Genomic DNA, 26,022 nt, shown 5'->3' with positions numbered 1-26,022 from the left:
TATTTCGGCTGCTATACACGAATGAGCCGCCCGAACGGGAGGCCGGAAATCCCTTCCCCTCACCCCCTGGGAGCTGCCGTGCTGTCCGCCGAGTCCGCCGAGCTCGTCCGCGCCACCCTGCCCGCCGTCGGCGGGGCGCTGGAACAGATCACCACCCGCTTCTACGGCACGATGTTCTCCGAGCGCCCCGACCTCCTCGACGGGCTGTTCAACCGGGGCAACCAGGCCAGCGGTGCCCAGCGGCAGGCGCTGGCCGGTTCCATCGCGTCCTTTGCGACCTGGCTTCTGGAGAACCCGGACAGCCGGCCGGACGCCCTGCTGGACCGGATCGCCCACAAGCACGTCTCCGTCGGCATCACCGACGACCAGTACGTGATCGTCCACAAGTACCTCTTCGGCGCGATCGCCCACGTCCTCGGGGACGCCGTGACGCCCGAGGTGGCCGCCGCCTGGGACGAGGTCTACTGGCTGATGGCCGGCGCCCTCATCGCCCAGGAGGCGCGGCTCTACCAGGCCGCGGGCGTCCGGCCGGGCCAGAACTGGCGGACGTGGCGGGTCACCGACCGCCGCGAGGAGACCGCCGACACGGTGTCCTTCGTGCTCCGCCCGGCCGACGGGGGCCCCGCTCCCGAGGCCCGCGCCGGGCAGTACGTGAGCGTCAGCAAGGTGATGCCCGACGGTGTGCGGCAGCTCCGGCAGTACACCCTCTCCTCCGCCCCCGGCGAGGACGAGCGGCGCATCACCGTGAAGCGGGTCGACGGCGAGGGCGCCCCCGACGGCGAGATGTCGAACCTGCTCCACGGCACCGTCCGCGTCGGCGACGAGCTGGAGCTCTCCCCGCCGTTCGGCGACATCGTCCTGGAGGACTCCGACCGGCCGCTGGTCCTGGCCTCCGCGGGCGTCGGCGTGACCCCCATGGCCGCCATGCTGGCGCACGTCGCCTCCACCACGCCCGAGCGGGAGGTGCTCGTCCTGCACGCCGACCGCTCGCCCGGCGACCACGCCCTGCGCGGCGAGACCCTGGAGCTGGCCGCGAAGCTGCCCGCGACCCGCGCCCTGTTCTGGTACGAGAACGGCGCCGAGGAGTCCGGCGACCGCACCGGCCTGATGGACCTCTCCGGGGTGGAGATCCCCGCCGGTGCCCAGGCGTACCTGTGCGGCCCGCTGGAGTTCATGCGCGGGGCCCGGACGGACCTCCTGCGGGCGGGCGTCGCCGCCCGTGACGTCAAGTACGAGGTCTTCGGCCCGGACCTGTGGCTGGCGGACGCCGCCGCCTGACCGGCTCCGCCGGGAGGCGTTCCCCTCCCCGGACGCGCACCGGCGAACACCGGCGCCCCGTCCCCCGCGACCAGGCGGGGGACGGGGCGCAGCCGTGTGGGCCGCCGGTGCCGGGCACGCCGGTCCCGGGCACGCCGGTGCCGGCCGCCCACGGGAAGCGCCCGTGGACGGCCGGCCGGCGCGGCTCAGACGAGGCTCGTCCAGTACGACCAGAAGCGGGTCAGGATGAACACGGCGATCACCGCGTACCAGCCGAAGAGCAGCAGCCAGCGCACGTCCAGCACCGCCTCGGCCGCCTTCCGGCGGCGCTCCGGCACCGGCAGCACCCCGTTGCGCAGGCCGTCCGTCAGCAGCGTCCAGAAGAGGGCGATGGTGACCACCCAGATCAGCATGCAGTACGGGCACAGCTCGCCGAGGACGTAGAGCGACTGGTAGATCAGCCAGTGCGCGAAGGCCACGCCGAGCAGCGACCCGCCCAGGAGGAGCTGCCACAGCCACCGGCGGAACCGCGCCCCGGCCAGCAGGGCCAGGCCGAGCGCGCCCACGACGGCGAAGACGCCCAGGCCCCACAGCATGTTGGGGACGCCGCCGAAGGCCTCCGACTGCCAGGTCCGCGCGATGTCACCGCAGCCGATGACGGGGCTGATGTCGCAGGCCGGTGCGTAGGCCGGGTCCTCCAGCAGCGCCCAGGAGTCCCGGGCCAGGCCGAACGAGGCGAGCCATCCGAGGGCGCCCGCCACGGTGATGACGACGGCCGTGAGACGGCCCGCGCCGATGCCGTCCCCCTCGGGGGCGTGCATCGGCGCGGGCCGGCCGGCGGCGGAGTCCGGAGCGGAGTCCGCGGTGGGGGAGGGCCGGGCGCTCATCGCCGGGCCCCCTGCCGCTCCCGGGAGTTCCCCGCCGGGGTCCCGCGCCGGCCGGCCGGCGCCACCGGGGCGCGGTGCCGGTACACCAGGTACGGCCGGGACAGGTACGCGACGGGCGCGCTCCACACGTGCACCAGCCGGGTGAACGGCCAGACGGCGAAGAGCAGCAGCGCCGACAGGGCGTGCAGCTGGAACAGCAGCGGCGCCCCCGTCATCGCCTCGGGCAGCGGCTGCAGGGTGAACAGCCCGCGGAACCAGGGCGAGATGGTGGTGCGGTAGTCGTAGCCGCCGCCGAAGACGTTGTGCGCGCCCGTCGCCGCGATGCCCAGCAGCACCGTCGCGGCGAGCACCGGGAAGAGCACCTTGTCGGAACGGTCGGTGGTGGTGCGGATCCGGTGGGAGAGCAGCCGGCGGGCGCTGAGCATCCCCAGCCCGGCCACCATGGCGATCCCGGCGACCGTGCCCAGCCACACGGCCGTCACGTGGTACATGTGCTCGGTGATCCCGACCGCCTCCGTCCAGGAGGCCGGGATCAGCAGACCGACGGCATGACCGCCGATCACCGCGAAGGCGCCCAGGTGGAACAGCGGGCCGCCCCAGCGCAGCCAGCGGTGCTCCAGCAACTGCGTGGTGCGGCTGGTCCAGCCGAACTGGTCCCTGCGGTAGCGCCAGACGTGGCCCACCAGGCAGACGGCGAGCGCGGCGTAGGGGAGGGCCACCCACAGCAGGAGGTCCCCTGCCGTGGTGGCAGCGGCGAGTTGGCCGCCGGCAACGGTCATCGGAGGTTCTCCCTGGTGGTCGGGTCGGCGGTCGGGTCGGTGGAGGGAACGGCGGCCGGGCCGGGAGCGGGCACCCGGGTGGGCGGCTCCGGCGCCGGGGGCACGAAGGTGCCGGGCGGCGCGAACACGCCGCCGTCGAACGGATCCAGGCCCACGTCCTCCGCGGGCGGACCGGCCGCGGCCAGTTCGGCCACGGCCCGCAGATCCGCGTCGGTCGCCGGCGGCAGCAGCGACAGCAGCGCGGCCAGGACGTGCTCGTACGGGGAGTCCGCCGCGCCCAGGGAGCGGCGGATCAGCTCCAGGCCGCGCCGGTGCCGCCGCAGCGGCGCCTCACCGGCCGCCGTGCCGGTCAGCGCGGCGTACTCCAGGACCACCGGCAGGTGGTCGGGGAGCTCCCCGCTGCCGCTCTCCCAGCCGGTGGCGCGGTAGCACTGGGCGAGCGTCAGCAGCGCCATGCCGCGCCGCCGGGTGTCGCCGTGCAGGTAGTAGGTGAGGTAGAGGCTGCTCTTGCGCCGCAGGTCGAACACCTCGACGTAGTGGCGCCGCAGGTCGTCCGGGCCGGTGGCCGTGAACCAGCCGGCGAACTCCGCCAGCTCGGCGGCCGCCGGGGAGTCCGGCAGCGCCCGTACGGAGCTGTCGAGCACGGCCCGGGCGGCGGCCAGTTCGTCGTCCGGGTACTGCAGCAGGAGCGAGCAGAGGCGGAGCAGCAGACAGCGGGTCTCCCGCTCCTCCGGGGTGAGGTCCGCGGGCCGCCGGGCGGCGGGGCGGATCCGGGTGCGGACCGCTTGCAGCGGGTTCAGGGGGCTCATGACACTCCTCCCGCCAGTCCGCCGGTCTCCGGGGCGGCGTCCCGGCGCCGGATCCTGGGCAGGCCCAGCATCACCTTGCCGCCGGCGGCCGGCTCCTCGCCGGAGCTCTCCACCGGGCAGCGGTTCTCCATCGCGCTGAGCGCGGCGGCGTCCTCCTTGTGCGCGGCGGGGATGACGTAGCGGTCCTCGTACTTGGCGATCGCCAGCAGCCGGTGCAGGTCCTCCGCCTCGACGGAGTCGAGCCCCACCGCCGCCAGGGCGGCCTCCTCGCCGGTCTCGCCGAGGTTGACGGCGCGCATGTGGCTGCGGAGCGCGGTCAGCTTCATCAGCACCCCGGCGACCACATCGGTGTCACCCGCGCTGAACAGGTTCGCCAGATACTCCAGCGGGATCCGCAGCCGGGTCACGGCGGCGAACACGTGGTCGGGGTCGTCCGCGTTGCCGCCCGCCTCGCCCACCGCGTCGAGCACGGGGGAGAGCGGCGGTACGTACCAGACCATCGGCAGCGTGCGGTACTCCGGGTGGAGCGGCAGCGCCACCTTGAACCGGGAGATCAGCGCGTACACCGGGGAGCGGCGGGCCGCCTCCAGCCAGTCCTCGGCGATGCCGTCGCGGCGGGCCGCCGCGATCACCTCCGGGTCGGACGGGTCGAGGAAGACGTTGCGCTGCGCGTCCAGCAGGTCGTGCTCGTCCTGGACGGCCGCGGCCTCGCCGACCCGGTCGGCGTCGTAGAGCACCAGGCCGAGGTAGCGCAGCCGGCCCACGCAGGTCTCGGAGCACACGGTCGGCTGGCCCGCCTCGATGCGCGGGAAGCAGAAGGTGCACTTCTCCGCCTTGCCGGTGGCGTGGTTGACGTAGACCTTCTTGTACGGGCAGGCCGTGACGCACATCCGCCAGCCGCGGCAGCGGTCCTGGTCCACCAGGACGATGCCGTCCTCCTCCCGCTTGTACATCGCGCCCGACGGGCAGGCGGAGACACAGGCCGGGTTGAGGCAGTGCTCGCACAGCCGGGGGAGGTGGAACATGAAGGTCTGCTCGAACTCGAACTTCACCTTCTCGGCGAGCGAGCCGCGGAGGTTCGGGTCGGCCCCGGCGGTCTCCTCGGCGCCGCCGAGCCCGTCCTCCCAGTTGGGGCCCCAGGTGATCGCGGTGGGTTCGCCGGTCAGCACGGAGCGCGGGCGGGCCACCGGCACATGGGTGCCCACGGGGGCGTCGACCAGGGTGTCGTACTCGTAGGTGACCGGCTCGTAGTAGTCGTCGATCGACGGCAGGTCGGGGTTGGAGAAGAGCGACAGCAGCCGCTTCACCCGGCCGCCGGACCGCAGCACCAGCCGGCCGCGGCGGTCCAGCATCCAGCCGCCCTTCCAGTGCTCCTGGTCCTCGTAGCCGCGCGGGTAGCCCACGCCGGGTTTCGTCTCGACGTTGTTGAACCAGGCGTACTCGACCCCGGGCCGGTTGGACCAGGTCTGCTTGCAGGTCACCGAGCAGGTGTGGCAACCAATGCACTTGTCGAGGTTCATCACCATGGCGACCTGTGCCATGACTCTCATCGTGCTGCTCCGCTCTGGGCGCCGGGGGTCCGGGCGTCCGCGATCCGTGGGGCGGGGGTCCGTGCGCCGGCCATCAGTAGTCGACCTGCTGGGCACGGCGGCGGATCACGGTGATCTCGTCGCGCTGGTTGCCGGTCGGGCCGTAGTAGTTGAAGGCATAGGTGAACTGGGCGTAGCCGCCGATCAGATGGGACGGCTTGAGCAGCAGCCGGGTCAGCGCGTTGTGGGTGCCGCCGCGCTTGCCGCTGACCTCGGTCTTCGGCACGTTCACCGTGCGGTCCTGGGCGTGGTACATGTACACCGTCCCCTCGGGCATCCGGTGGCTGACCACGGCCCGGGCGGCGACGACGCCGTTGCGGTTGTACGCCTCCACCCACTCGTTGTCGCGGACGCCTATGCGCTCGGCGTCGGCGGAGCTCATCCAGATCACCGGGCCGCCGCGGGAGAGCGCCAGCATGTACGCGTTGTCCTGGTACTCCGAGTGGATCGACCACTTCGAGTGCGGGGTCAGATAGCGGACCGTGACCTCCGCCCGGCCGTCCTCGCCCAGGTGCTCGTCGCCGTAGTGGCGGCGGGCGTCCAGCGGCGGGCGGAACACCGGGAGCTGCTCGCCCAGTTCGGCCATCCAGTCGTGGTCGACGAAGAAGTGCTGCCGGCCGGTGAGGGTGTGCCAGGGCTTGCGCTGCTCGACGTTGATGGTGAACGGCGAGTAGCGCCGCCCCCCGGTCTCGCTGCCCGACCACTCGTACGAGGTCATCACCGCGCGCGGCTGGCTGCGGGTGTCGGCGAAGGTGATCCGCTCGCCCTCCCGCTCCGCCGCGAGATGCGCCAGCTCCGTGCCCGTCCGCTCCTCCAGGGCGCGGAAGCCCTCGGTGGCCAGGCGGCCGTTGGTGGTGCCGGAGAGGGCGAGAATCGCCTCGCACATGTGGGAGGCGGTGGCCAGCGACGGCCGGCCGTCGGCCGCGCCGCCGCGCACGGTGCCGTTGCGCCGCCGCAGTTCCTCGATCTCGCGGTTGGGGTGGACGGTGACGCCCTTGGTGGTGGTGCCCAGGGTGTCCAGCAGCGGGCCGACGGCCCGCATCCGGTCCGCCACGGCCGCGTAGTCGCGCTCGACCGTCACCAGCTTGGGCATGGTGCGTCCCGGCACCGGCTCGCACGCGCCGGTCTTCCAGTCGCGCACGATGCCGCCGGGCTGCGCCAGCTCGTCCGGGGTGTCGTGGGTGAGCGGCACCGCGAGGACGTCGGTGCGCGTACCCAGGTGGTCCTTCGCCAGTTCGCTGAACCGGTCGGCGATGGCCAGGAACGTGTCGTAGTCGGTCTTCGCCTGCCAGGGCGGGGAGATGGCCGGGGTGAAGGCGTGGACGAAGGGGTGCATGTCCGTGCTGGACAGGTCGTCCTTCTCGTACCAGGTCGCCGCCGGCAGCACGACGTCCGAGAAGAGGCCGGTGGAGGTCAGCCGGAAGTCCACCGAGACCATCAGGTCGAGCTTGCCCTCCGGGGCCTCCTCGTGCCACGTCACCTCCTTCGGGCGCCCCTCGGGCGGCGTCTCCTCGGAGCGCACCGCGGAATCCGCGCCCAGCAGATGGCGGAGGAAGTACTCGTTGCCCTTGCCGGAGGAGCCCAGCAGGTTGGCCCGCCAGACGGTGAGGACGCGCGGGAAGTTGGCCGGGTCGTCCGGGTCCTCCGCCGCGAACTTGAGCTTGCCGGACTTCAGCTGGTCCACCACGTGCGCGGGGACGTCGCGGCCGGCGGCCTTCGCCTCGTCGGCGAGGTCGAGCGGGTTGCGGTCGAACGCCGGGTGGCCCGGGGTCCAGCCCATCCGCACCGCCTGAGCGAGACAGTCGGCGAACGCCCGGCCGGTGAAGCGGCCCTCGCCGAGCGGCGAGGAGAGCTCCTCGGGTCCGAACGCCTCGTACCGCCACTGGTCGGTGTTCATGTACCAGTAGGAGGTGCCGGCCATGTGCCGGGTCGGCCGCTGCCAGTCGAAGGCGAACGCCAGGTGCTGCAGCCCGGTGACGGGGCGCACCTTCTCCTGGCCGACGTAGTGCGCCCAGCCGCCGCCGTTGACGCCCTGGCAGCCGGTCATCGTGGTGAGCGCCAGGAACGCCCGGTAGATGGTGTCGGAGTGGAACCAGTGGTTGGTCCCCGCGCCCATGGCGATCATCGAGCGGCCCTCGGTGCGCTCCGCGTTGCGGGCGAACTCCCGCGCGATGCGCGCGGCCTGCACGGCCGGCACCGAGGTGACCGTCTCCTGCCAGGCGGGGGTGTACGGCTCGGAGGCGTCCTCGTAACCGGTCGGCCAGCGGCCGGGCAGGCCCTCGCGGCTCACGCCGTACTGGGCGAGCATCAGGTCGAAGACGGTCGTCACCAGCCGGCCGCCGACCCGGCGCACCGGGACCCCGCGGACCATCGAGGAGCCGCCCTCGGTCGCGCCCTCGTCGAAGCGGGGGAGGGTCACCTCCACCCGGTCCTCGGCGCGTTCCTGCAGGGTGAGCGCGGGCACCGTGTCGCCCAGCTCCAGGTTCCACTTGCCCTTGCCCTGCTCGCCCCAGCGGAAGCCGAGCGAGCCGCCGGGGACCACGGGCTCGCCGGTGGTCTCGTCCAGCAGCACGGTCTTGAACTCGGGGTGCTCCCCGCCCTCGCCCAGGTCGGCGGCGGTCAGGAAGCGGTCCGGCACCAGGGAGCCGCCGTGCTCGCGCAGGGTGATCAGGAACGGGGCGTCGGTGTAGCGGCGCAGATAGTCGCGGAAGTACGGCACCTCGCGGTCGACGAGGAACTCCTTGAGGACCACATGCCCCATCGCCATGGCCAGGGCGCCGTCGGTGCCCGGGTGCGGGGCCAGCCACTCGTCGGCGTGCTTGACGTTGTCGGCGTAGTCGGGGGCGACCGCCACCACCTTGGTGCCCCGGTAGCGGACCTCGGTGAGGAAGTGCGCGTCGGGGGTGCGGGTGACGGGGATGTTGGAGCCCCACATCACGAGATAGCCGGCGTTCCACCAGTCGGCCGCCTCCGGGACGTCCGTCTGGTCGCCGAAGGACTGCGGGGACGCGATCGGCAGGTCGGCGTACCAGTCGTAGAAGGAGAGCAGCGTGCCGCCGATCAGCGACAGGAAGCGGGTGCCCGCGGCGAAGGACGCCATGGACATCGCGGGGATCGGGGAGAAGCCGGCGGTGCGGTCCGGACCGTAGGTCTTGACGGTGTGCACATGGGCGGCGGCGATCAGCTCCGCCACCTCGTCCCAGTCGGCGCGGACGAGCCCGCCCTTGCCGCGCGCCCGCTTGTACGCCCGCGCCTTGGCCGGGTCCCCGGTGATCTCCGCCCAGGCGGCCACCGGGTCGCCCAGCCGCTTCCGGGCCTCCCGCCACATCGTCAGCAGCGTGCCGCGCACATACGGGTAGCGGACCCGGCTGGGGGAGTAGGTGTACCAGGAGAACGAGGCGCCGCGCGGGCAGCCCCGCGGCTCGTACTCGGGGCAGTCGGCACCGATCGACGGGTAGTCGGTGGCCTGGTGCTCCCAGGTGATCAGCCCTTCCTTGACATAGACCATCCAGGAGCAGGAGCCGGTGCAGTTGACTCCGTGGGTGGAGCGGACCACCTTGTCGTGCGCCCAGCGGCCCCGGTAGAAGTCCTCCCACCGGGGGTCGTTCTCGCCGTACACCGCCCGCCCGTCCGCGGACACCTCACCGCGCGTCAGCAGTCGCCGTGCGGACAGGGGCCAGTTGCGGCCGGGGGCATCTCCGCCGGGATCTGCGGTTCTCTCGTTCGCCATGCGCCAGAAACTAGATCGCGGACAAGTGCCCCCAGCAGGGCCCGATGGTCCCCCGGGAACGTCCGGTAGGTCCTCCGGCACGGGCCCGGCCGGGCCTGATGGGACCGCGCGGAGAGGACCAAGGTCCCGGCCGGCGGCCCCCGGACGGCCGCTGCCGCGGGAGGCGGGCGGTGAGCATGCTGGGCCGGATGCCTTCCAGGAGGGACCGAACCATGACCGATCACGGACCGGCCGGCGGCAGCGTGCCCGGCGCCGCACCGGCCGGCGGGGCGGGCGCGGCCGTCGCGCCCGCACCCGGCCGCGCTCCGGCGCACGGCCCCCGCGCGCTCCGCAGACAGCACCAGAACGTCGCCGAGCGGCCGTTCATCGTGATCTGGGAGTCCACCCGGGCCTGCCCGCTGGCCTGCCTGCACTGCCGGGCCGAGGCCGTCACCCGGCGCAACCCCGGCGAGCTGGACACCGAGGCCGCCGAGGAACTGCTCCGCCAGGTGGCCGCGTTCGGCCGCCCGGCGCCGCTCTTCGTCATCACCGGCGGCGATCCCTTCCAGCGGCCCGACCTGCGGCACCTCGTCGCGTACGGCACCTCGCTCGGCGTGCCGATGGCCGTCTCGCCGTCCGGCACCCCGACCCTGACGCCGGAGAACCTGACCGCGCTGCGCGAGGCGGGCTGCACCGGCCTCTCGCTCAGCCTGGACGGCTCCACCGCCGAACTGCACGACGGCTTCCGCGGCGTGCCCGGCGTCTTCCGCTGGACCCTGGACGCCTGGGACACCGCCCGGAGCCTCGGGATGAAGGTCCAGGTCAACACCACCGTCAACCGCGGCAATCTGCTGGACCTCCCCGACGTCGTGGCCCTCGTGCGGGAGCACGGGGCGATGCTGTGGAGCGCCTTCTTCCTGGTGCCCACCGGGCGCGGCCGGCTGCTGGAGGCCCTGACCCCGGAGGAGGCCGAGGACGTCCTCAACTTCGTGTACGACGTGGGACTGACCGTGCCCGCCAAGACCACGGAGGCGCACCACTTCCGGCGGGTGGTGCTCCAGCGCCGGGTGCTGGAGCGCCGGGAGGCCGACCACGTGGCCGTGCTCGGGCTCGGCCCGCTGTACGAGAAGCTGCGGGACCGCTCCCGGGAACTGGGGCTGCACACCGCCGTCCGCAACGCCCGCCGCCCGCCGCTGGACGTCAACGCCGGGCGCGGCTTCGTCTTCGTCTCGCACCTGGGGACCGTGCACCCCAGCGGCTTCCTGCCGCTGGGCGCGGGCAGCGTGCGGGAGCACGACCTGGCCACGATCTACCGGGAGTCCGATCTCTTCACCGGCCTGCGCGACCCGGACCGGCTGGGCGGCCGCTGCGGCGCCTGCGAGTTCCGCCGGGTCTGCGGCGGCTCGCGCTCGCGCGCCTACGGGGTCACCGGCGACCCGTACGCGGAGGAGCCGTGGTGCGGCTACCGGCCGGGCTCCTTCCCGTACCAGGAGGACCTGGCGGAGTTCCTGCCCCCGGCCGGCTGAGACGGAACGGAACGGCCCGCGGGCCGGGACGGGCGGTGGCGGGGCGGCGCGCGCCGGAAACCGCGCGTACCGCCCCGCCCGCATGACGCGGCACGAACGAGCGCACCACGCATGACGCACCACACACGGCGTGTGACGCACGGCGCGTGACGCCATGAGCCGGGGCGGTACGGACCTCCGCGTGTCCGCACCGCCCCGGCCCGTGTCCCGGTATGTGCCCCGGCTCCCGCTCCCCGGTCAGCGCCGGACTTCGAACACCCCCTTCGCGCCCCGCTCGGCGTCGGTCATCCGGTGCGAGACGAACGGATAGCTGCCGGCCTCGGGGAAGGCCAGTTCGACGAAGCCGCCCGAGGCGGGGGCCAGGCCGAGGACCTGGGCGCCGCCCTTGCCCGGGTCGTCCGGCCGCAGGCGGTAACTCCCCTCCTCGTACAGGGTGTCGAACTGGCCGCCGACGACGTGGAAGGCGGTGTCCCGGTTCGGCCCGGCCGCCAGCACCCAGACCCGTACCCGCTCGCCGACGCGCGCGGTCAGCGGGTCGTGCGCGTACTGGTTGGCATAGCCGTTGAAGACGACCGCGTCCGGCTTCTCCGCCGCGATCTTGCCCATGTCGGCGGTCCCGCCCTGCGCCCCGAGGTAGGACTCGGACTGCACGAGCAGGTATTCGCGGTCGACCTCCGGCAGATCCGGCGGATCGATGACCACCGCGCCGAACATGCCGTTGGCGATGTGCGCGGACATCGGCATCGTCGAGCAGTGGTACATCCACACCCCGCTGCGCTCGGCGGTGAACCGGTAGGTCAGCGACTCGCCCGGCTGGATGGTGCGCATCGGCCGGTCCGGGGCCAGCGCCCCGGCGTGGAAGTCGATCGAGTGCCCGATCGAGCCGTCGTTGACGAGCGTGATCTCGAAGGTGTCGCCGACCCGTCCGCGCAGCACGGGACCGGGCGCGGTGCCCCCGAAGGTCCACAGCGTCTGCCGGACGCCCGGGGCCACCTCGCGCTCCGTCTCCCGCACGGTGAGCGTGCGCCGGTGGGTGCGGGGTTCCGTTCCGCCGGCGGCGGGCGGGAGCACGGCGTCCCGGGCCTCGAACCCCTCGGCGGGCTCCGCCATCGGGTCGAAGTCCTCCGCGGCACCGCTCGCCGGCGTGTCCGCACCGCCCCCGGTGTGCCCGGTGTGGCCGGAGCCCGCCGGGTCCCCGGAGTCCTTCCCGCCGGCGGCGGTCCCGTCGCCGTCCGTGCCGCCGCCCGTGACGTTCACGGCGAAGACCATGCCCATCTGTCGGTGCCCCACGACCGAGCACCAGCCCTCCAGATCACGGCCGATGACGCCCGCGTCGAGCGTCTCCCGGTCACCGGGCGCCAGCCGCCCGGTGCGCTTGCCGGACTCCAGCACCAGGTCGTGCTGGTCGGTGCCGGTGTTGCGGAACTCCACCACCAGCCGGTCCCCGGCGGGGACGTCCACGTCCGCGGGGGTGAACCGCATGTTCTTCACCGTCACCTCGACGGTGGTGGTCTCGCCCGTCGGCGTGACCTCGCCGCCGTCCTCGGTCGCCGCGGGGGAGGTGGCGAGGACCGGCAGCGAACGGGTGTCCAGGGCCGCGCCGCCCGCCACGGCCAGCACCACGACGGCCAGCCCGGCCGCCACCCCGCCGAGCAGCCGGTGCCGGTCCGGGCCGGCGGGGGGTCCGGGGAGCGGCGCGGGAACGGGCGCGGGTCCGTCCGGAGCGGGGGAGCGGCGGGCCTTCCGGCTCCGCAGCACCGTGCGGACGAGCAGCACGAGGAAGTGCACCAGCACCCACAGCAGCACCATCGAACAGACGACCCGGACGGTCGAGGGCACCGGCAGCACGCACAGCAGCAGCGACACATTGCCCGCGGTCAGCCGGGCCGCCCAGGCGCCCTCCAGACCGGCGGTGGCCGCCCGTACGGCGGCGGGCCCGCCGCCGAGGACCACCGGCACGAGGAAGCTGAGCGCGCCCAGCAGCACCTGCGCGATCCACCCGGCGGCGAGCGGGGCGGTCAGCGCGGGCGTGCGCTCCGCGACGGCGGCCCACGACGGAGCGGTGACCAGGACGGCCGCCAGGGCGACCAGCGACCCGGCCAGCCAGACGCACCCGAGCGCCACCGACCAGGGGGCGAAGGCACGCGGCGGTTTCCCCCGGGCCTCGCGCAGCCAGGGCGCGCCCGCGAGCACCAGCCCCTCCGCGTACAGCAGCACCCCGGCCGCGGCGGCCGGCGGCGGTCCGGCCAGCGCCGCGGCCGCCGCCAGGGCCAGTCCGGCGACCAGCAGGGGCAGGGCGCGCCGCGCGGCCCGCTCGGCCCCGTCGGCGACCCGGGTGCGCAGCATGGTCGGCCAGAGGGTGATCAGCGTTCCGGCGATGGTCAGGCCGACCCAGCCGAGCAGATTGACGAACTCGTGGGCCACCAGCATCCGCGCCGCGAGCTCGTCCGGGTGGCCGCCGCGCGCCATGAGAACACCCAGGACGGCACCCGCGGGCAGCATCGACGAGGCGGCGACGTAGTAGCGCACCGTCATGGAGAACCGCGCGGGCAGCGCCCGCTTGAGCAGCCGCACCAGCCACACCGCGTGCGCCAGCACGGCGCCCCCGACCGCGCCGCCGCCCGCCAGGACCACCGGCCACATCCCGGCCACCATGCCGGCGACCACGGCGACCGCTCCCGCGTTGAGCACCCCGAGCCGCCACGCCGCCGGGGCGCCCCGGTCGGCCTCGGGCAGCCGCAGCACCGATGCCGCGAAGTGGCCGGACCAGATGACGATCGCGTTGCTGACCGCGCCGAGCAGCAGCAGATGCACCAGCAGCCAGCGGGCCACCGGCACGAACGGGTGCACGAACACCCCGACGACGAACAGGCCGAGCCAGCCCGCCACGAGGGCGTTCACCCCCAGATGCCAGGAGGCGCGGGCGGAGGGCCGCGCCGGGGCGGCGGGCGGCCGTCCGGGCGACGGGGCAGAGGAGAGCAGAGTCACCGCGGGACCTCCGGGTGTTCGGTGCCGGGCCCGCGGCCCGGTGAGCTGGGCGCGGGATCCGGCGCGCCCGGGACGGGATCCGGTGTTCCGGGAGCGGGGCGGGCGCTGCCGGAGCCGGCCGCCGTGCCGTCGGCCCGCTCCGGTGCCGCGCCGGAGGAACGGGAGCCCCCGGAACCGGAGCCCCCGGAACCGGAGCCCCCGGCACGGCGGTTGCCCGCCCCGGGCTCCGCGCGTCCCGCGCGGACCGAGAGTGCCGCGGCCGAGACGACGAAGAGCAGCACGGCGGCGATGTTCAGCGCCCCGCCGAGCCGCCAGGCCCCCTCGGTCTCCCGCAGGTCCCCGACCAGGACGCGCAGGGCCAGCGAGAGATGGAGCAGCCAGGCCGGCCCCGCCAGCACCCGGTCGTACGGCAGCGGGCGGCGCAGCACGGCGGGGAGGATCACCGGCGCGTGCGCCATGATCATCGAGAGGACGAAGCCCAGGAAGACGGCGTGCACCACGGCGTCGTACCGCGGCCCGTTTCCCACCGGACCGCCCAGCAGCCACAGCGCCCCGGCCAGCGCGAGCCAGGCGTAGCCGGCCAGCAGGCAGGCGGCCGAGAAGCGCGGCAGGCCCGTGGAGCGCAGCATCCGGCGGGCCACGTCGTACACGGTGAGCCAGCCGACCAGCGCGAGCAGCGCCGCGCCGAGCAGCACGGTGCCGGCCGCCGGCCACAGCAGGGTGACGACGGCCCCGGTGAGCACGGCACCCGCCGCGGCCAGGAACATGTTCTCCGCACGGGGCGCGAGCAGGGCCACCCGCGCCAGTTCCAGCCGCTCACCGGCGATGGTCAGCACGAGGAACGCGGCGAGCCAGGGCAGCAGCCGGGGGACGTCGAGCCCGCCCAGCCACAGCAGAGCCGCTCCGAGCGCGGCCACCGCGCCCGCGCCCTGCGCCAGCAGCGCGGCGCCGGGCTGACGCCGCCAGAAGCGGGCGTACAGGGCGAGCAGCAGCGCCGTACCGGCCACCAGCAGCAGCCGTCCGGCGCGGATGTCGACGGGTGTGGCGAGCAGGAGACCGCCCGCGCCGAGGCAGGCCGGTGAGAGATACGCCCAGCGGGTGCCCAGGGCGACGGCCCGCTCCAGCGCGACCAGCGTTCCGGCGAATCCGAGGACCAGCAGCATGCCGTGCACCTCGGGCAGCCGTTCGACGGTGAGCGGCGCGGGCAGCTCCAGCAGCATCAGGGCGGCGTTCAGCCCGAGCAGCAGCGCCAGCCCGGCGGGCAGCAGCAGGACGGCCCGCCGCGTCCCGGCGTTCCGGGCCTCCGCACGCCCCGGTCCGCTCATCGGGTCCCCCCGCCGTCCGTCGGGCCGGCGGCACCCTCGCGTCCGGCCGGCTCGGCCGGTCCGCCGGCTCCCGCGGGCCGGACGCCCAGCCGCAGCCGGCAGGCGTCGGGTTCCGCGAAGGGCAGCAGCTCCACCTGGTCCGGATCGCCGCCCAGCGCCGCCATGCCGCCCCGGGCCAGCCCGGCGTGGACCGAGCAGATCACGCCCGGGTGCTCGCGGACGGCCTCGATGAACGGGCAGCGCGGGAGCCGCGCCCCGAGACCGTCCTCGTCCGGCTCCGGCGCGAAACCGATCTCGCCCAGCAGATCCAGCACCCGCCCGCGCGCGTCCCCCGTCGACCGGGCGGGCTCCGCGCCGGAGAGAAGGGCGCGGCCCCACTCCTCACCGGCCGCGAGGGCGTCCGCCCGCGGATCGGCGCTGGAACGGGCGATCTGCCCGGCCAGCACGGTGGCCAGCCCGGCGTACTCGCGTACGGCGGACTGCTGCGGCGGCCGGGCGCGGTACTGCCACGCGGGACGGCCGCGGCCGACGACCGGGGCGCGCTCGCGCACCACCAGCCCGGCGCCGACCAGCGCGTCGAGATGCTCACGGACGGTGTTGGTGTGCAGGCCGCAGAGCCGGGACAGCGCCGTGACGGTGACGGAACCGGCCTGGCCGCGCAGCTGCTGGAGCACGGCACCGCGCTGGCGCGACAGGGGCGGCCGGCCGTCCGATCCGCCTCCCGGCTGGGGACCCTTATTTTTCACGGACATGTCCGGAGTATATTGCAGGCACCGGACCCGGCCGGAACCGGCCGGCCGCCAACGCTGGAGGAAGCGCCATGAACACCGTCACCCTCGCCTCGGACCCCGAGGACGCCGCCGCCGTGGAGGCCGTCGAGGCACACCACACCCATCTGGCCGGTGAGCTGGCCGGACGGGTCTCCGTCCTCCTCGACACCGCCGCCCGCAACCCGGCCGGCGCGGAGGCTGCCCGGGCGAGCCTGGCCGCCTTCTGCGAACGCGAGCTCCTCCCGCACGCCGCCGCGGAGGAGGCGGCCCTCTACCCGGCCGCCCACGGCACCAAGGAGGCCCGGCTGCTCGTCGACGGCATGCTCGCCGAGCACCGCCGGCTCGCCGGGCTCGTCGCCGCCGTCCGCTCCGCGCCCACCGCGGTCCACGCGGCCGCCGAGGGCAGGGCCCTCCAGGTGCTCTTCGAGGAGCACCTGGACAAGGAGAACAACCTGATCCTGCCGCTGATCGCGGGGTCCACCGAGGTCTCCCTGGCGGAGCTGCTCGCGGGGATGCACGACCTGCTCGGCGGCCACGAGCACGGCGAGGACGGCCAGGAGGCGGGTGGCGGCTGCGGCGGCCACTGCACCTGCGGCGAGACCGAGGAGGAGGCCGACCCCGAGCTCGACGTCCGCGAGGTCCCGCACGCCATCCGTCACGCCACCGTGTTCGGCGCGCTCGGGGCCGTTCCGGCCGGCCGGGCCATGGTGCTGGTCGCGCCGCACGACCCCAAGCCGCTGCTGGCCCAGATCGAGGACCGCAACCCGGGTGTCTTCTCGGTGGAGTACCTGGAGCGCGGGCCGGAGGCCTGGCGCCTCCGCCTCAGCCACCGCTGACACGCCCGGCCGCTGAAGCCGCCGGGGCCGCCGCCCGATGCCCCGGCGGCCCCGGCTCGACCGGCTCGACCGACCCCGCACAACGGGCCGCCCCCGGCGGCCCGTTCGCATGGGGGCCCCGCCCCCACCCCCGTTCCCGCTTCCGCGACGCGCCGTCATTTCACCCCGCGTCCGCCGCCGCTCCCCGGACCCTCGCGTCCCCCTGGCGCCCCTTGTTCCCCCCGGCGTCCCCCGCGCGCACGCGTAACCGGCGCCGCCCTCCGCGTCGTCCACGGCCGCGGACACCCCGCGCGGCCCGGCCCCGGACACGGGTCCGCTGCCCGGCCCGCCCGGTGTGATCCCGCCGACACCCGCGCTCCCACGACGTGCCCCGGGACCGCCCGTTCTCCCACAGGACCCCACGTCATCGGGAAACCGGAGACCACACGGCCCCTCGCGACGGTCCCAATGGTCCCTTACCGGTCACCGGAAGAGTGAAGATCCTGGACCGCACGGGGATGACACCCGCGGCCGGAGGGCACCCATACGGAACCCACCGCGGCCCCGGAGCCTTCCCGCTCTTCTCCTATCGAACGACAGCCGGGGACACGATGACCACTGACAGCCACACGAGGGATGCGGACACCCCTATGGACGACACCTCGCGAGCGGCCACCGCAGCACCTCCGCCGTCCGGCACCGGCGCCTCGCCCGGGCCGCGCGGGCTGATGCTGACCCTGGCCACCCTCGGATTCGCCCTCAACTTCTGGGCGTGGGCCCTGCTCAGCCCGCTGGGGCCGCGCTTCCAGGAGATCCTGGACCTCTCCTCGTTCGAGCAGTCGCTGCTCGTCGCGGTACCGGTGATCGTCGGCTCGGTCGGCCGCATCCCGGTGGGTGCTCTCACCGACCGCTACGGCGGCCGGGTCATGTTCCCCCTGGTCTCCGCCGCGACCATCGTCCCCGTCCTCTACCTGGGGCTGGTCGGGCACACCACCTTCGCCGGCCTGCTGATCGGCGGCTTCTTCCTCGGCATCGGCGGAACGGCCTTCGCCGTCGGCGTCCCCTTCGTCAACTCCTGGTTTCCGCCCGAGCGCCGCGGTCTCGCCGTCGGCGTCTTCGGCGCCGGCATGGGCGGCACCGCGATCAGCGCGCTGACCACGGTCAACCTGGTCAAGGAGTACGGGACCGCGGCGCCCTTCGTCATCACGGCCGTCGCCCTGGGCGTCTACGCGCTCGTCGCCATCCTCCTGCTGCGGGACGTCCCGGGCCGTACGGTGTCCGGCGGCTCCATGCTGAGCCGGCTGGCGGTCACCACGCGGCTGGTCGCGACCTGGCAGGCATCCGGTCTGTACGCGCTCGCCTTCGGCGGCTACGTCGCCTTCTCGGTCTACCTGCCGACCTACCTCCGCACCGCCTACGGTCTGGAGCCCGCCGATGCCGCCAACCGGATGGCCGGATTCGTGCTGCTGGCCGTGCTCATGCGCCCGGTGGGCGGCTGGCTCTCGGACCGCCTCGGCCCGGTGCGCGTGCTGGCCGGCGCCCTGGGCGTGGTGATCACGGGAGCCGTCGTCCAGTCCTTCACCCCGGAGCTGATGCCGGTCGGCACCCTCGCCTTCCTGGCGATGGCCGCGGCCCTGGGCGTCGGCAGCGGCGCCGTGTTCGCCCTGGTGGCCCTGATCACCCCGCCCGAGCGGGTCGGATCGGTCACCGGCGTGGTCGGCGCGGCCGGCGGCCTGGGCGGCTTCGTACCGCCGCTCGTGATGGGCGCCGTCTACGGGGCCACGGGAAGTTATGCCATCGGTCTGGTGTTGCTCGCAGTGGTGTCCGCGGCGGCTCTGCTCTACACCGTCACCAAGGTCCGGGCCGAGATCTCCGGCCACGGCGTCTGACCGCGCCGACACGGAAACCCCGCCCCCGGTACCCCCGCCCCCACGGCACACCGGCACACCGAAGGAGCCGACCCCATGTGCGAGTACTGCGGCTGCCAGTCGCTGACGTCCATCGACGAGCTGACCCGCGAGCACGACCTCGTCGTCACCATGATCGCCGAGGTGCGGGAGGCCCGCCGTGACGGCGACCTGCCCCGCATGGCCGCCACCGCCCGTCGTATCGCCGGCGTCCTCGGCCCGCACACCGAGGTCGAGGAGCACGGCCTGTTCCCCGCGCTCACCGCGGACTTCCCGGACCAGATCGCCGCTCTGGAGGACGAGCACCGCCGCATCGAGGCCGTCCTCGCCGAGGCCGGCGCCCCGGACGCCGGGGAGGGCCCGGACGGCGCCGGAGCCCCGGTCGTCCCCGCCGACCCGTCCTGGCCGCGGCGCCTGGAAGAGGCCCTGGCCGTCCTGCGCGACCACATCCTCAAGGAACAGGACGGCGTCTTCCCCGCCGCCCTGGCCCTGCTGGGGACGGAGGAGTGGGAGGCGGTCGAGGCGGTGCGCGGCCGGGTGGGCACCCGGCTCCCGGCCGCCTGACCGGACACCCCCGGGCAGCGGCCCGTTCCCCTCCGTGTTCACCAGCGCCGATGTCCTCCAGGAGGTTGGTGGACACGCGGACGGGGATCTTGCGTCATGGCGTGATGTGTCGTTGGGTGGCGGCGGAGCTCGCAGTTCCGAACCGCCGTACGACACACGGGTACACGTGCCCGGGAAAAGGACGCCATGGCGAGGACGAGGAGCAAGGGACGGAACGGGGAAGGTGCGGCACCGGGCCTGGACGGTGAACTGGCCGACGCCCTGGTCGGAACCCGCAGATTCTTCACCCGCGCCGAGGTCTCCGCCGACAAGCGGACGCTCCACCGGATCGGCGGCCGGCAGGCGGACGACTTCTACCGTGACCGCTGGAGCCACGACAAGGTGGTCCGCTCGACCCACGGGGTCAACTGCACCGGCTCCTGCTCCTGGAAGGTGTACGTCAAGGACGGCATCATCACCTGGGAGTCGCAGCAGACCGACTACCCCTCGGTGGGCCCCGACTCCCCGGAGTACGAGCCCCGCGGCTGCCCGCGCGGCGCCGCGTTCTCCTGGTACACGTACTCGCCCACCCGCGTGCGCTACCCCTACGTCCGCGGCCTGTTGCTGGAGATGTACCGGGAGGCCAAGCAGCGCCTCGGCGACCCCGTGCTCGCCTGGGCCGACATCGTCTCCGACCCGGAGCGCGCCCGCCGCTACAAGTCCGTACGCGGCAAGGGCGGCCTGGTCCGGGCGAGCTGGGGAGAGGCGGCCGAGCTGATCGCCGCCGCCCATGTGCACACCATCAAGGAGTACGGGCCGGACCGGCTCGCCGGCTTCTCGCCGATCCCCGCGATGTCGATGGTCTCCCACGCCGCCGGCGCCCGTTTCTACTCCCTCGTCGGCGGCGTCATGCTGTCGTTCTACGACTGGTACGCCGACCTGCCCGTCGCCTCCCCGCAGGTCTTCGGCGACCAGACCGACGTGCCCGAGTCGGGCGACTGGTGGGACGCCGGCTACCTCGTCATGTGGGGCTCCAACCTCCCGGTGACCCGCACCCCCGACGCGCACTGGATGGCGGAGGCGCGCTACCGCGGCCAGAAGGTCGTCGCCGTCGCGCCCGACTACGCCGACAACGTCAAGTTCGCCGACGAGTGGGTGCCCGCCCGCCCCGGCACCGACGGCGCGCTGGCCATGGCCATGGGCCACGTGGTCCTCAAGGAGTTCTTCACCGACCGCGCCACCCCCTACTTCACCGACTACGTCAAGCGCTACACCGACCTGCCCTACCTGGTCGCCCTGGAGGAGACCGGAGAGGGCACCGGCGCCGGGGGGCCGGCCTACAAGCCCGGCAAGTTCCTCACCGCGGCCGATCTGGACGGCGAGGAGGCCGCGGCCGAGAACGCCGACTTCAAGACCGTCCTCCTCGACGCCGCCACCGGCCGCCCCGTGGTGCCCGGCGGCTCCCTGGGCCACCGCTTCGGCGAGGCGGGCGCCGGCCACTGGAACCTCGACCTCGGCGGCACCGACCCGCTGCTGAGCGCCGACGGCGGCGGCGAACCGCCGGTGGAGGTCGACCTCGTCCGCTTCGACACCCCCGACGGCTCGGCGGGCCGGCTGCGCCGCGGCGTCCCCGTCCGCCGGATCGGCGGCCGCCTGGTGACGACGGTCTACGACCTGCTGCTGGCCCAGTACGGCGTGAGCCGCCCGGGCCTGCCCGGCGAGTGGCCCACCGGCTACGCGGACACCGAACAGCCGTACACCCCTGCCTGGCAGGAGAAGATCACCGGGGTACCGGGGGAGCAGGCGGCCCGCATCGCCCGGGAGTTCGCGGCCAACGCCGAGGAGTCCCGCGGCCGTTCGATGATCGTCATGGGCGCGGGCACCAACCACTGGTTCCACTCCGACACCATCTACCGCGCCTTCCTCACCCTGACCACCCTCACCGGCTGCCAGGGCGTCAACGGCGGCGGCTGGGCGCACTACGTCGGCCAGGAGAAGGTCCGGCCCATCACCGGCTACTCGGCCCTGGCCACGGCCTCCGACTGGAACCGGCCCGCCCGGCAGATGATCCAGACCGCGTACTGGTACCTCCACTCCGACCAGTTCCGCTACGACCCCTTCGGCGCCGACGCCCTCTCCGCCACCACGGCCGGCGGCAGTTTCACCGGCAAGTCCACGGCCGACGTCATCGCGCAGTCCGCCCGGATGGGCTGGATGCCGTCCTACCCCACCTTCAACCGCAACCCGATCACCCTCGCCGAGGAGGCGGCCGCCGCCGGCCGCGAACCCGCCGAGCACATCGTCGGCGAACTGAAGTCCGGCAACCTCCGCTTCGCCGGCGAGGACCCGGACGCGCCCGAGAACTTCCCGCGCGTCCTCACCATCTGGCGGGCCAACCTCCTCGGCTCCTCCGCCAAGGGCAACGAGTACTTCCTCAAGCACCTCCTCGGTGCCGACTCCTCCGTCCGCGCCACCGAGGCCCCGCCCGGCGCCCGCCCCCGCGACGTCACCTGGCACGAGGAGGCCCCCACCGGCAAGCTCGACCTGCTGCTCACCCTCGACTTCCGGATGACCAGCACCACCCTCTACTCCGACGTGGTGCTGCCCGCCGCCACCTGGTACGAGAAGCACGACCTCAACACCACGGACATGCACCCGTTCGTGAACTCCTTCAACCCCGCGATCCCGCCGCCGTGGCAGACCCGGACGGACTGGGACGCGTTCAACACCATCGCCAAGTCCTTCAGCACCCTCGCCGCCGGCCACCTCGGCACCGTCAAGGACGTGGTCGCGGCCCCCCTGCTGCACGACACCCCGGACGAGATGGCCAACCCGCACGGCCGGGTCCGCGACTGGAAGGCGGGGGAGTGCGAGCCCGTCCCCGGCCGCACCATGCCCAAGCTCATCACCGTCGAACGCGACTACACGGCCGTCGCCGACAAGATGACGGCCCTCGGCCCCCTGCTGGACACCATGGGCGCCACCACCAAGGGCGTCACCTTCCACTACGAACGGGAACTGGAGTACCTCCGGCAGAAGAACGGCACGGTCCGAGGCGGCCCCGCCGCCGGCCGCCCCTCCATCGCCCGCGACGTCCAGGCGTGCGAGGCGATCCTCGCCCTCTCCGGCACCACCAACGGCCATCTGGCCACCCAGGGCTTCCGCCAGGTCGAGACCCGCACCGGCGGCCGGCTCGCCGACCTGGCCGGCGAGCACGAGGGCAAGCAGGTCACCTTCGCCGACACCCAGGCCGGGCCCGTCCCCGTCATCACCTCCCCGGAGTGGTCCGGTTCCGAGTCCGGAGGCCGCCGCTACTCGCCCTTCACCATCAACGTCGAACGGCTGAAGCCCTGGCACACCCTCACCGGCCGCCAGCACTTCTTCCTCGACCACGACTGGATCGCCGAACTCGGCGAATGGATGCCCGTCTACCGGCCCCCGCTCAACATGCACGCCCTGTTCGACGAGCCCCGGCTCGGCGAGCAGAGCGAGGCCGGCCTGACCCTGCGCTACCTCACCCCGCACAACAAGTGGTCGATCCACTCCGAGTACCAGGACAACCTCTTCATGCTCTCCCTCTCCCGGGGCGGGCAGAACATCTGGATGGCGCAGGAGGACGCGGCCAAGCTCGGCATCCACGACAACGACTGGATCGAGGCGGTCAACCGCAACGGCGTCGTCACCGCCCGCGCCATCGTCTCCCACCGCATGCCGGAGGGCACCGTCTACATGCACCACGCACAGGACCGGCTCATCGACGTGCCCCGCACCGAGACCACCGGGCGGCGCGGCGGCATCCACAACTCGCTCACCCGGCTGCTGGTCAAACCCACCCATCTCATCGGCGGCTACGCCCAGTTGAGCTATGCCTTCAACTATCTGGGCCCGACCGGCAACCAGCGCGACGAGGTCACCGTCATCCGCCGCCGCGGCCAGGAGGTGCAGTACTGATGCGCGTCATGGCACAGATGGCGATGGTGATGAACCTCGACAAGTGCATCGGCTGCCACACCTGCTCCGTCACCTGCAAGCAGGCGTGGACCAACCGCAGCGGCGTCGAGTACGTCTGGTTCAACAACGTCGAGACCCGCCCCGGCCAGGGCTATCCCCGCCGCTACGAGGACCAGGAGACCTGGCGCGGCGGCTGGGAGCTCAACAAGCGCGGCCGGCTCGGGCTCAAGGCCGGCAGCCGGTTCAAGAAGCTCATCACCATCTTCTCCAACCCCAAGCTCCCCAGCCTCGACGACTACTACGAGCCCTGGACGTACGACTACGAGACGCTCACCAACGCCCCGCTCCAGGAGCACACCCCCGTCGCCCGGCCCAAGTCGCTGATCACCGGCAAGGACATGAAGATCAGCTGGTCGGCGAACTGGGACGACGACCTCGGCGGCTCCCCCGACCACGGCGACAAGGACGTGCTCCTCGCCGGCATCGAGGAGAAGGTCAAGTTCCAGTTCGAAGAGACCTTCATGTTCTACCTGCCGCGCATCTGCGAGCACTGCCTCAACCCGTCCTGCGCCGCCTCCTGTCCCTCCGGCGCCATCTACAAGCGGGAGGAGGACGGCATCGTCCTGGTCGACCAGGACCGCTGCCGCGGCTGGCGGATGTGCGTCACCGGCTGCCCGTACAAGAAGATCTACTTCAACCACCGCACCGGCAAGGCCGAGAAGTGCACCTTCTGCTTCCCGCGCGTCGAGGTCGGGCTGCCCACCGTCTGCTCCGAGACCTGCGTCGGCCGGCTCCGCTACATCGGCCTGATGCTCTACGACGCCGACAAGGTCCTCGAAGCCGCCTCCACCCCCGACGACACCGGGCTCTACGAGGCCCAGCGCGAGGTGTTCCTCGACCCGAACGACCCGGAGGTCATCGCCGAGGCCGAGAAGGCGGACATCCCGCGCGACTGGATCGAGGCCGCCCAGCGCTCCCCGATCCACGCCCTCATCAACACCTACAAGGTGGCCCTGCCGCTCCACCCCGAGTACCGCACCATGCCCATGGTCTGGTACATCCCGCCGCTCTCCCCGGTCGTCGACGTCGTCCGCGACACCGGCTACGACGCCGAGGACTCCGGCAACCTCTTCGCCGCCATCGACGCGCTCCGCATCCCCGTCGACTACCTCGCCCAGCTGTTCACCGCCGGCGACCCGGCCCCGGTCGACGCGGTCCTCCGCCGGCTGGCCGCCATGCGCGCCTACATGCGCGACATCAACCTCGGCCGCGACCCGGACGGCGCCATCCCCGCCGCCGTCGGCATGGGCGAGGAGCAGATGTACGACATGTACCGGCTGCTGGCCCTCGCCAAGTACGACGAGCGCTACGTCATCCCGCCCGCCCACGCGGAGCAGGCGCACAACCTGGAGGAACTCGCCACCGAGTGCAGCCTCGACTACGAGGGCGGCCCCGGCATGGGCGGCGCGGGACTGCCGAGCGGCTCCGGCCCCTTCGGTGAGGCGTCCGGCGGCGCCAGCCCCATCGCCGTGGAGAACTACCAGGCGCTGCGCGACCGGCAGACCTCCGACAGCGTCGCCTCCCCCGAGGACAAGACCGCCCGGGTCAACCTCCTCAACTGGGACGGCAAGGGGCACCCCGAGGGACTCTTCCCGCCGGAGAGCGAGGAGCGCGGCTCCTCCCCGAACACCTCCGGCGGCCCCGAGCGCAAGGAGGACCGGCCGTGAGCGGCTCCGTCACCCCCTGGATCCCGGTGGCCTGGCAGGTGCAGTCCCTGCTGCTGGCCTATCCGGAGGACGGCTTCCCGGAGCACACCCGGCTCGCCCGGCGGGCCGCCGCGGCCCTGCCGGAGGCGGCCGCCGCCCCGCTCCTCCGCTTCCTCGACCACGCCGGCGCCACCCCGATCACCGCGCTGGCCGCCGACTACGTGGCCGTCTTCGACCACCGCAAGCGCTGCTGCCCGTTCCTCACGTACTACGCCCACGGCGACACCCGGAAGCGCGGCGTCGCCCTCCTCCGGCTGAAGCAGACCTACGCCCGGGCCGGACTGCGCCTCACCGACGACGAACTCCCCGACCACCTCGCCGTCGTCCTGGAATTCGCCGCCCAGCACCCGGAGGCGGGCCGCACGCTGCTCCTCGACCACCGCGCCGGGCTGGAGCTGCTGCGTCTCGCCCTGCGCGACTCGGAGGCGCCCTGGGCGCACGTCCTGGACTCCGTCTCGGCCACCCTGCCCCCGCTCCGCGGGAACGAGCGGGAGGCCGTCGCCCGGCTCGCCGCCGAGGGCCCGCCCGAGGAAGAGGTCGGCCTGGCCCCCTTCACACCCCCGCAGTTCATGCCCGACGCCGTCGGAGGCCGCCGATGATTCCCCCCGCCACGACACCCGGGCCCCTGCGCGCCCTGGCCGCCGGGACCGCCGATGCCGCCGTGGGAGAGTCCGGCGCCCCGGAGATCTTCCTCTGGGTGGTGCTGCCGTACATCGCCCTGACGATGTTCGTCGCCGGCCACGTCTGGCGCTACCGCTACGACAAGTTCGGCTGGACCACCCGCTCCTCCCAGCTCCACGAGAGCCGGCTGCTGCGGATCGGCAGCCCTCTCTTCCACTTCGGCATCCTGGTGGTGCTCATCGGCCACATCGGCGGGCTGGTGATCCCCAAGAGCTGGACCGAGGCCGCCGGGATCAGCGAGCACACCTACCACGTCACGGCCGTCGTGCTGGGCACCATCGCCGGGATCAGCACCCTCGCCGGCATCGCCATCCTCGTCTACCGGCGGCGCACCGTCGGCCCCGTCTTCCTGGCCACCACGCGCAACGACAAGTTCATGTACCTGCTGCTGGTGCTCGCCATCGTCCTGGGGCTCGTCGCCACCGTGGCCGCGAACGTCGTCGGCGGCGGCTACGACTACCGCACCACCATCTCGCCCTGGTTCCGCGGCATCTTCTTCTTCCAGCCCGACCCCGCCCTGATGGCCGGCGCACCCGTGCTCTTCCAGCTGCACGCGCTCAGCGCGCTGGCCCTCTTCGCCGCCTGGCCCTTCACCCGGCTCGTGCACATGCTCACCGCGCCGCTCGGCTACCTCACCCGTCCGTACATCGTCTACCGCAGCCGCGACGTCCAGCTGGGCTCCCGCGGCCCCCGGCGCGGGTGGGAGCGTGTCTGAGACCC

Annotated in this window: 17 protein-coding genes; 9 read left to right on the top strand and 8 right to left on the bottom strand. The window is 73.6% G+C overall.

The genetic code is table 11. The features are described from left to right. Positions 1-78: 78 nt before the first annotated feature. Complete coding sequence (locus LIX60_RS01400) at positions 79-1,278, top strand: globin domain-containing protein (RefSeq protein WP_227956812.1); 1,200 nt, start codon at positions 79-81, stop codon at positions 1,276-1,278. A gap of 185 nt (positions 1,279-1,463) precedes the next feature. On the opposite strand, the gene LIX60_RS01395 is transcribed toward LIX60_RS01400, so the two are convergent. The 5 genes from LIX60_RS01395 to LIX60_RS01375 form a co-directional block, all read right to left on the bottom strand. Further along, complete coding sequence (locus tag LIX60_RS01395) at positions 1,464-2,144, bottom strand: vitamin K epoxide reductase family protein (RefSeq protein WP_227956811.1); 681 nt, start codon at positions 2,142-2,144, stop codon at positions 1,464-1,466. Beyond that, positions 2,141-2,923 (bottom strand): respiratory nitrate reductase subunit gamma, encoded by a 783-nt coding sequence (gene narI / locus LIX60_RS01390; protein WP_019706506.1) that lies wholly within the window; start codon positions 2,921-2,923, stop codon positions 2,141-2,143. The genes LIX60_RS01395 and narI (LIX60_RS01390) overlap by 4 nt, the downstream gene beginning before the upstream one ends. Continuing rightward, positions 2,920-3,732 (bottom strand): nitrate reductase molybdenum cofactor assembly chaperone, encoded by an 813-nt coding sequence (gene narJ / locus LIX60_RS01385; protein WP_227956810.1) that lies wholly within the window; start codon positions 3,730-3,732, stop codon positions 2,920-2,922. The genes narI (LIX60_RS01390) and narJ (LIX60_RS01385) overlap by 4 nt, the downstream gene beginning before the upstream one ends. Then, complete coding sequence (gene narH, locus LIX60_RS01380; protein WP_227956809.1) at positions 3,729-5,282, bottom strand: nitrate reductase subunit beta; 1,554 nt, start codon at positions 5,280-5,282, stop codon at positions 3,729-3,731. Before narH (LIX60_RS01380) ends, narJ (LIX60_RS01385) begins: the two co-directional genes overlap by 4 nt. Before the next feature lie 73 nt (positions 5,283-5,355). Further along, positions 5,356-9,051, bottom strand: a complete 3,696-nt coding sequence (locus LIX60_RS01375) for a nitrate reductase subunit alpha (protein ID WP_227956808.1) — start codon at positions 9,049-9,051, stop codon at positions 5,356-5,358. Between the two features lie 212 nt (positions 9,052-9,263). Between LIX60_RS01375 and LIX60_RS01370 the strand changes: the two genes are divergently transcribed. Then, positions 9,264-10,556, top strand: a complete 1,293-nt coding sequence (locus tag LIX60_RS01370) for a TIGR04053 family radical SAM/SPASM domain-containing protein (RefSeq protein WP_227956807.1) — start codon at positions 9,264-9,266, stop codon at positions 10,554-10,556. 237 nt (positions 10,557-10,793) lie between these two features. Here the strand turns inward: LIX60_RS01370 and LIX60_RS31665 are convergent, their stop codons facing one another. The 3 genes from LIX60_RS31665 to LIX60_RS01355 form a co-directional block, all read right to left on the bottom strand. Further along, positions 10,794-13,457: a multicopper oxidase domain-containing protein gene (locus tag LIX60_RS31665; protein ID WP_227956806.1), complete on the bottom strand. Its 2,664-nt coding sequence runs from the start codon at positions 13,455-13,457 to the stop codon at positions 10,794-10,796. Between the two features lie 83 nt (positions 13,458-13,540). Next, positions 13,541-14,869 carry a hypothetical protein gene (locus LIX60_RS01360; protein ID WP_227956805.1) on the bottom strand — a complete coding sequence of 443 codons (1,329 nt, stop codon included), beginning with the start codon at positions 14,867-14,869 and terminating at the stop codon, positions 13,541-13,543. After that, positions 14,866-15,621, bottom strand: a complete 756-nt coding sequence (locus LIX60_RS01355; RefSeq protein WP_227956804.1) for a metalloregulator ArsR/SmtB family transcription factor — start codon at positions 15,619-15,621, stop codon at positions 14,866-14,868. The genes LIX60_RS01360 and LIX60_RS01355 overlap by 4 nt, the downstream gene beginning before the upstream one ends. Positions 15,622-15,689: 68 nt before the next feature. Here LIX60_RS01355 and LIX60_RS01350 point away from each other — a divergent pair, with 68 nt between their 5' ends. The 7 genes from LIX60_RS01350 to narI (LIX60_RS01320) all read left to right on the top strand — a co-directional run bounded on the left by LIX60_RS01350 (position 15,690) and on the right by narI (LIX60_RS01320) (position 26,017). After that, positions 15,690-16,475: a DUF2249 domain-containing protein gene (locus LIX60_RS01350; RefSeq protein WP_227956803.1), complete on the top strand. Its 786-nt coding sequence runs from the start codon at positions 15,690-15,692 to the stop codon at positions 16,473-16,475. Between the two features lie 629 nt (positions 16,476-17,104). Further along, positions 17,105-18,343, top strand: coding sequence for an MFS transporter (locus tag LIX60_RS01345; protein WP_374117773.1), 1,239 nt, complete (start codon positions 17,105-17,107; stop codon positions 18,341-18,343). Positions 18,344-18,418: 75 nt separating this feature from the next. Then, a complete protein-coding gene (locus LIX60_RS01340) occupies positions 18,419-18,925 on the top strand; it encodes a hemerythrin domain-containing protein (RefSeq protein WP_227956802.1) in 507 nt (168 codons plus the stop codon). A 186-nt stretch (positions 18,926-19,111) separates the two neighbouring features. Continuing rightward, the gene (locus tag LIX60_RS01335; RefSeq protein ID WP_227956801.1) at positions 19,112-22,855 is read left to right on the top strand and encodes a nitrate reductase subunit alpha; all 3,744 of its coding nucleotides are present in this window, start codon (positions 19,112-19,114) and stop codon (positions 22,853-22,855) included. Then, positions 22,855-24,582 carry a nitrate reductase subunit beta gene (gene narH / locus LIX60_RS01330; RefSeq protein WP_227956800.1) on the top strand — a complete coding sequence of 576 codons (1,728 nt, stop codon included), beginning with the start codon at positions 22,855-22,857 and terminating at the stop codon, positions 24,580-24,582. The genes LIX60_RS01335 and narH (LIX60_RS01330) overlap by 1 nt, the downstream gene beginning before the upstream one ends. Beyond that, complete coding sequence (gene narJ / locus LIX60_RS01325) at positions 24,579-25,220, top strand: nitrate reductase molybdenum cofactor assembly chaperone (protein ID WP_227956799.1); 642 nt, start codon at positions 24,579-24,581, stop codon at positions 25,218-25,220. Before narH (LIX60_RS01330) ends, narJ (LIX60_RS01325) begins: the two co-directional genes overlap by 4 nt. Beyond that, entirely contained in the window at positions 25,217-26,017 is an 801-nt protein-coding gene (narI, locus tag LIX60_RS01320) for a respiratory nitrate reductase subunit gamma (RefSeq protein WP_227956798.1), read from the top strand. Before narJ (LIX60_RS01325) ends, narI (LIX60_RS01320) begins: the two co-directional genes overlap by 4 nt. Positions 26,018-26,022 lie beyond the last annotated feature (5 nt).

The organism is Streptomyces sp. S07_1.15, assembly GCF_020739505.1.
Lineage (GTDB): Bacteria > Actinomycetota > Actinomycetes > Streptomycetales > Streptomycetaceae > Streptomyces > Streptomyces xinghaiensis.
Note: the sequence above shows the minus strand (reverse complement) of the source record. Positions and strands in the feature narration are given on the sequence as shown.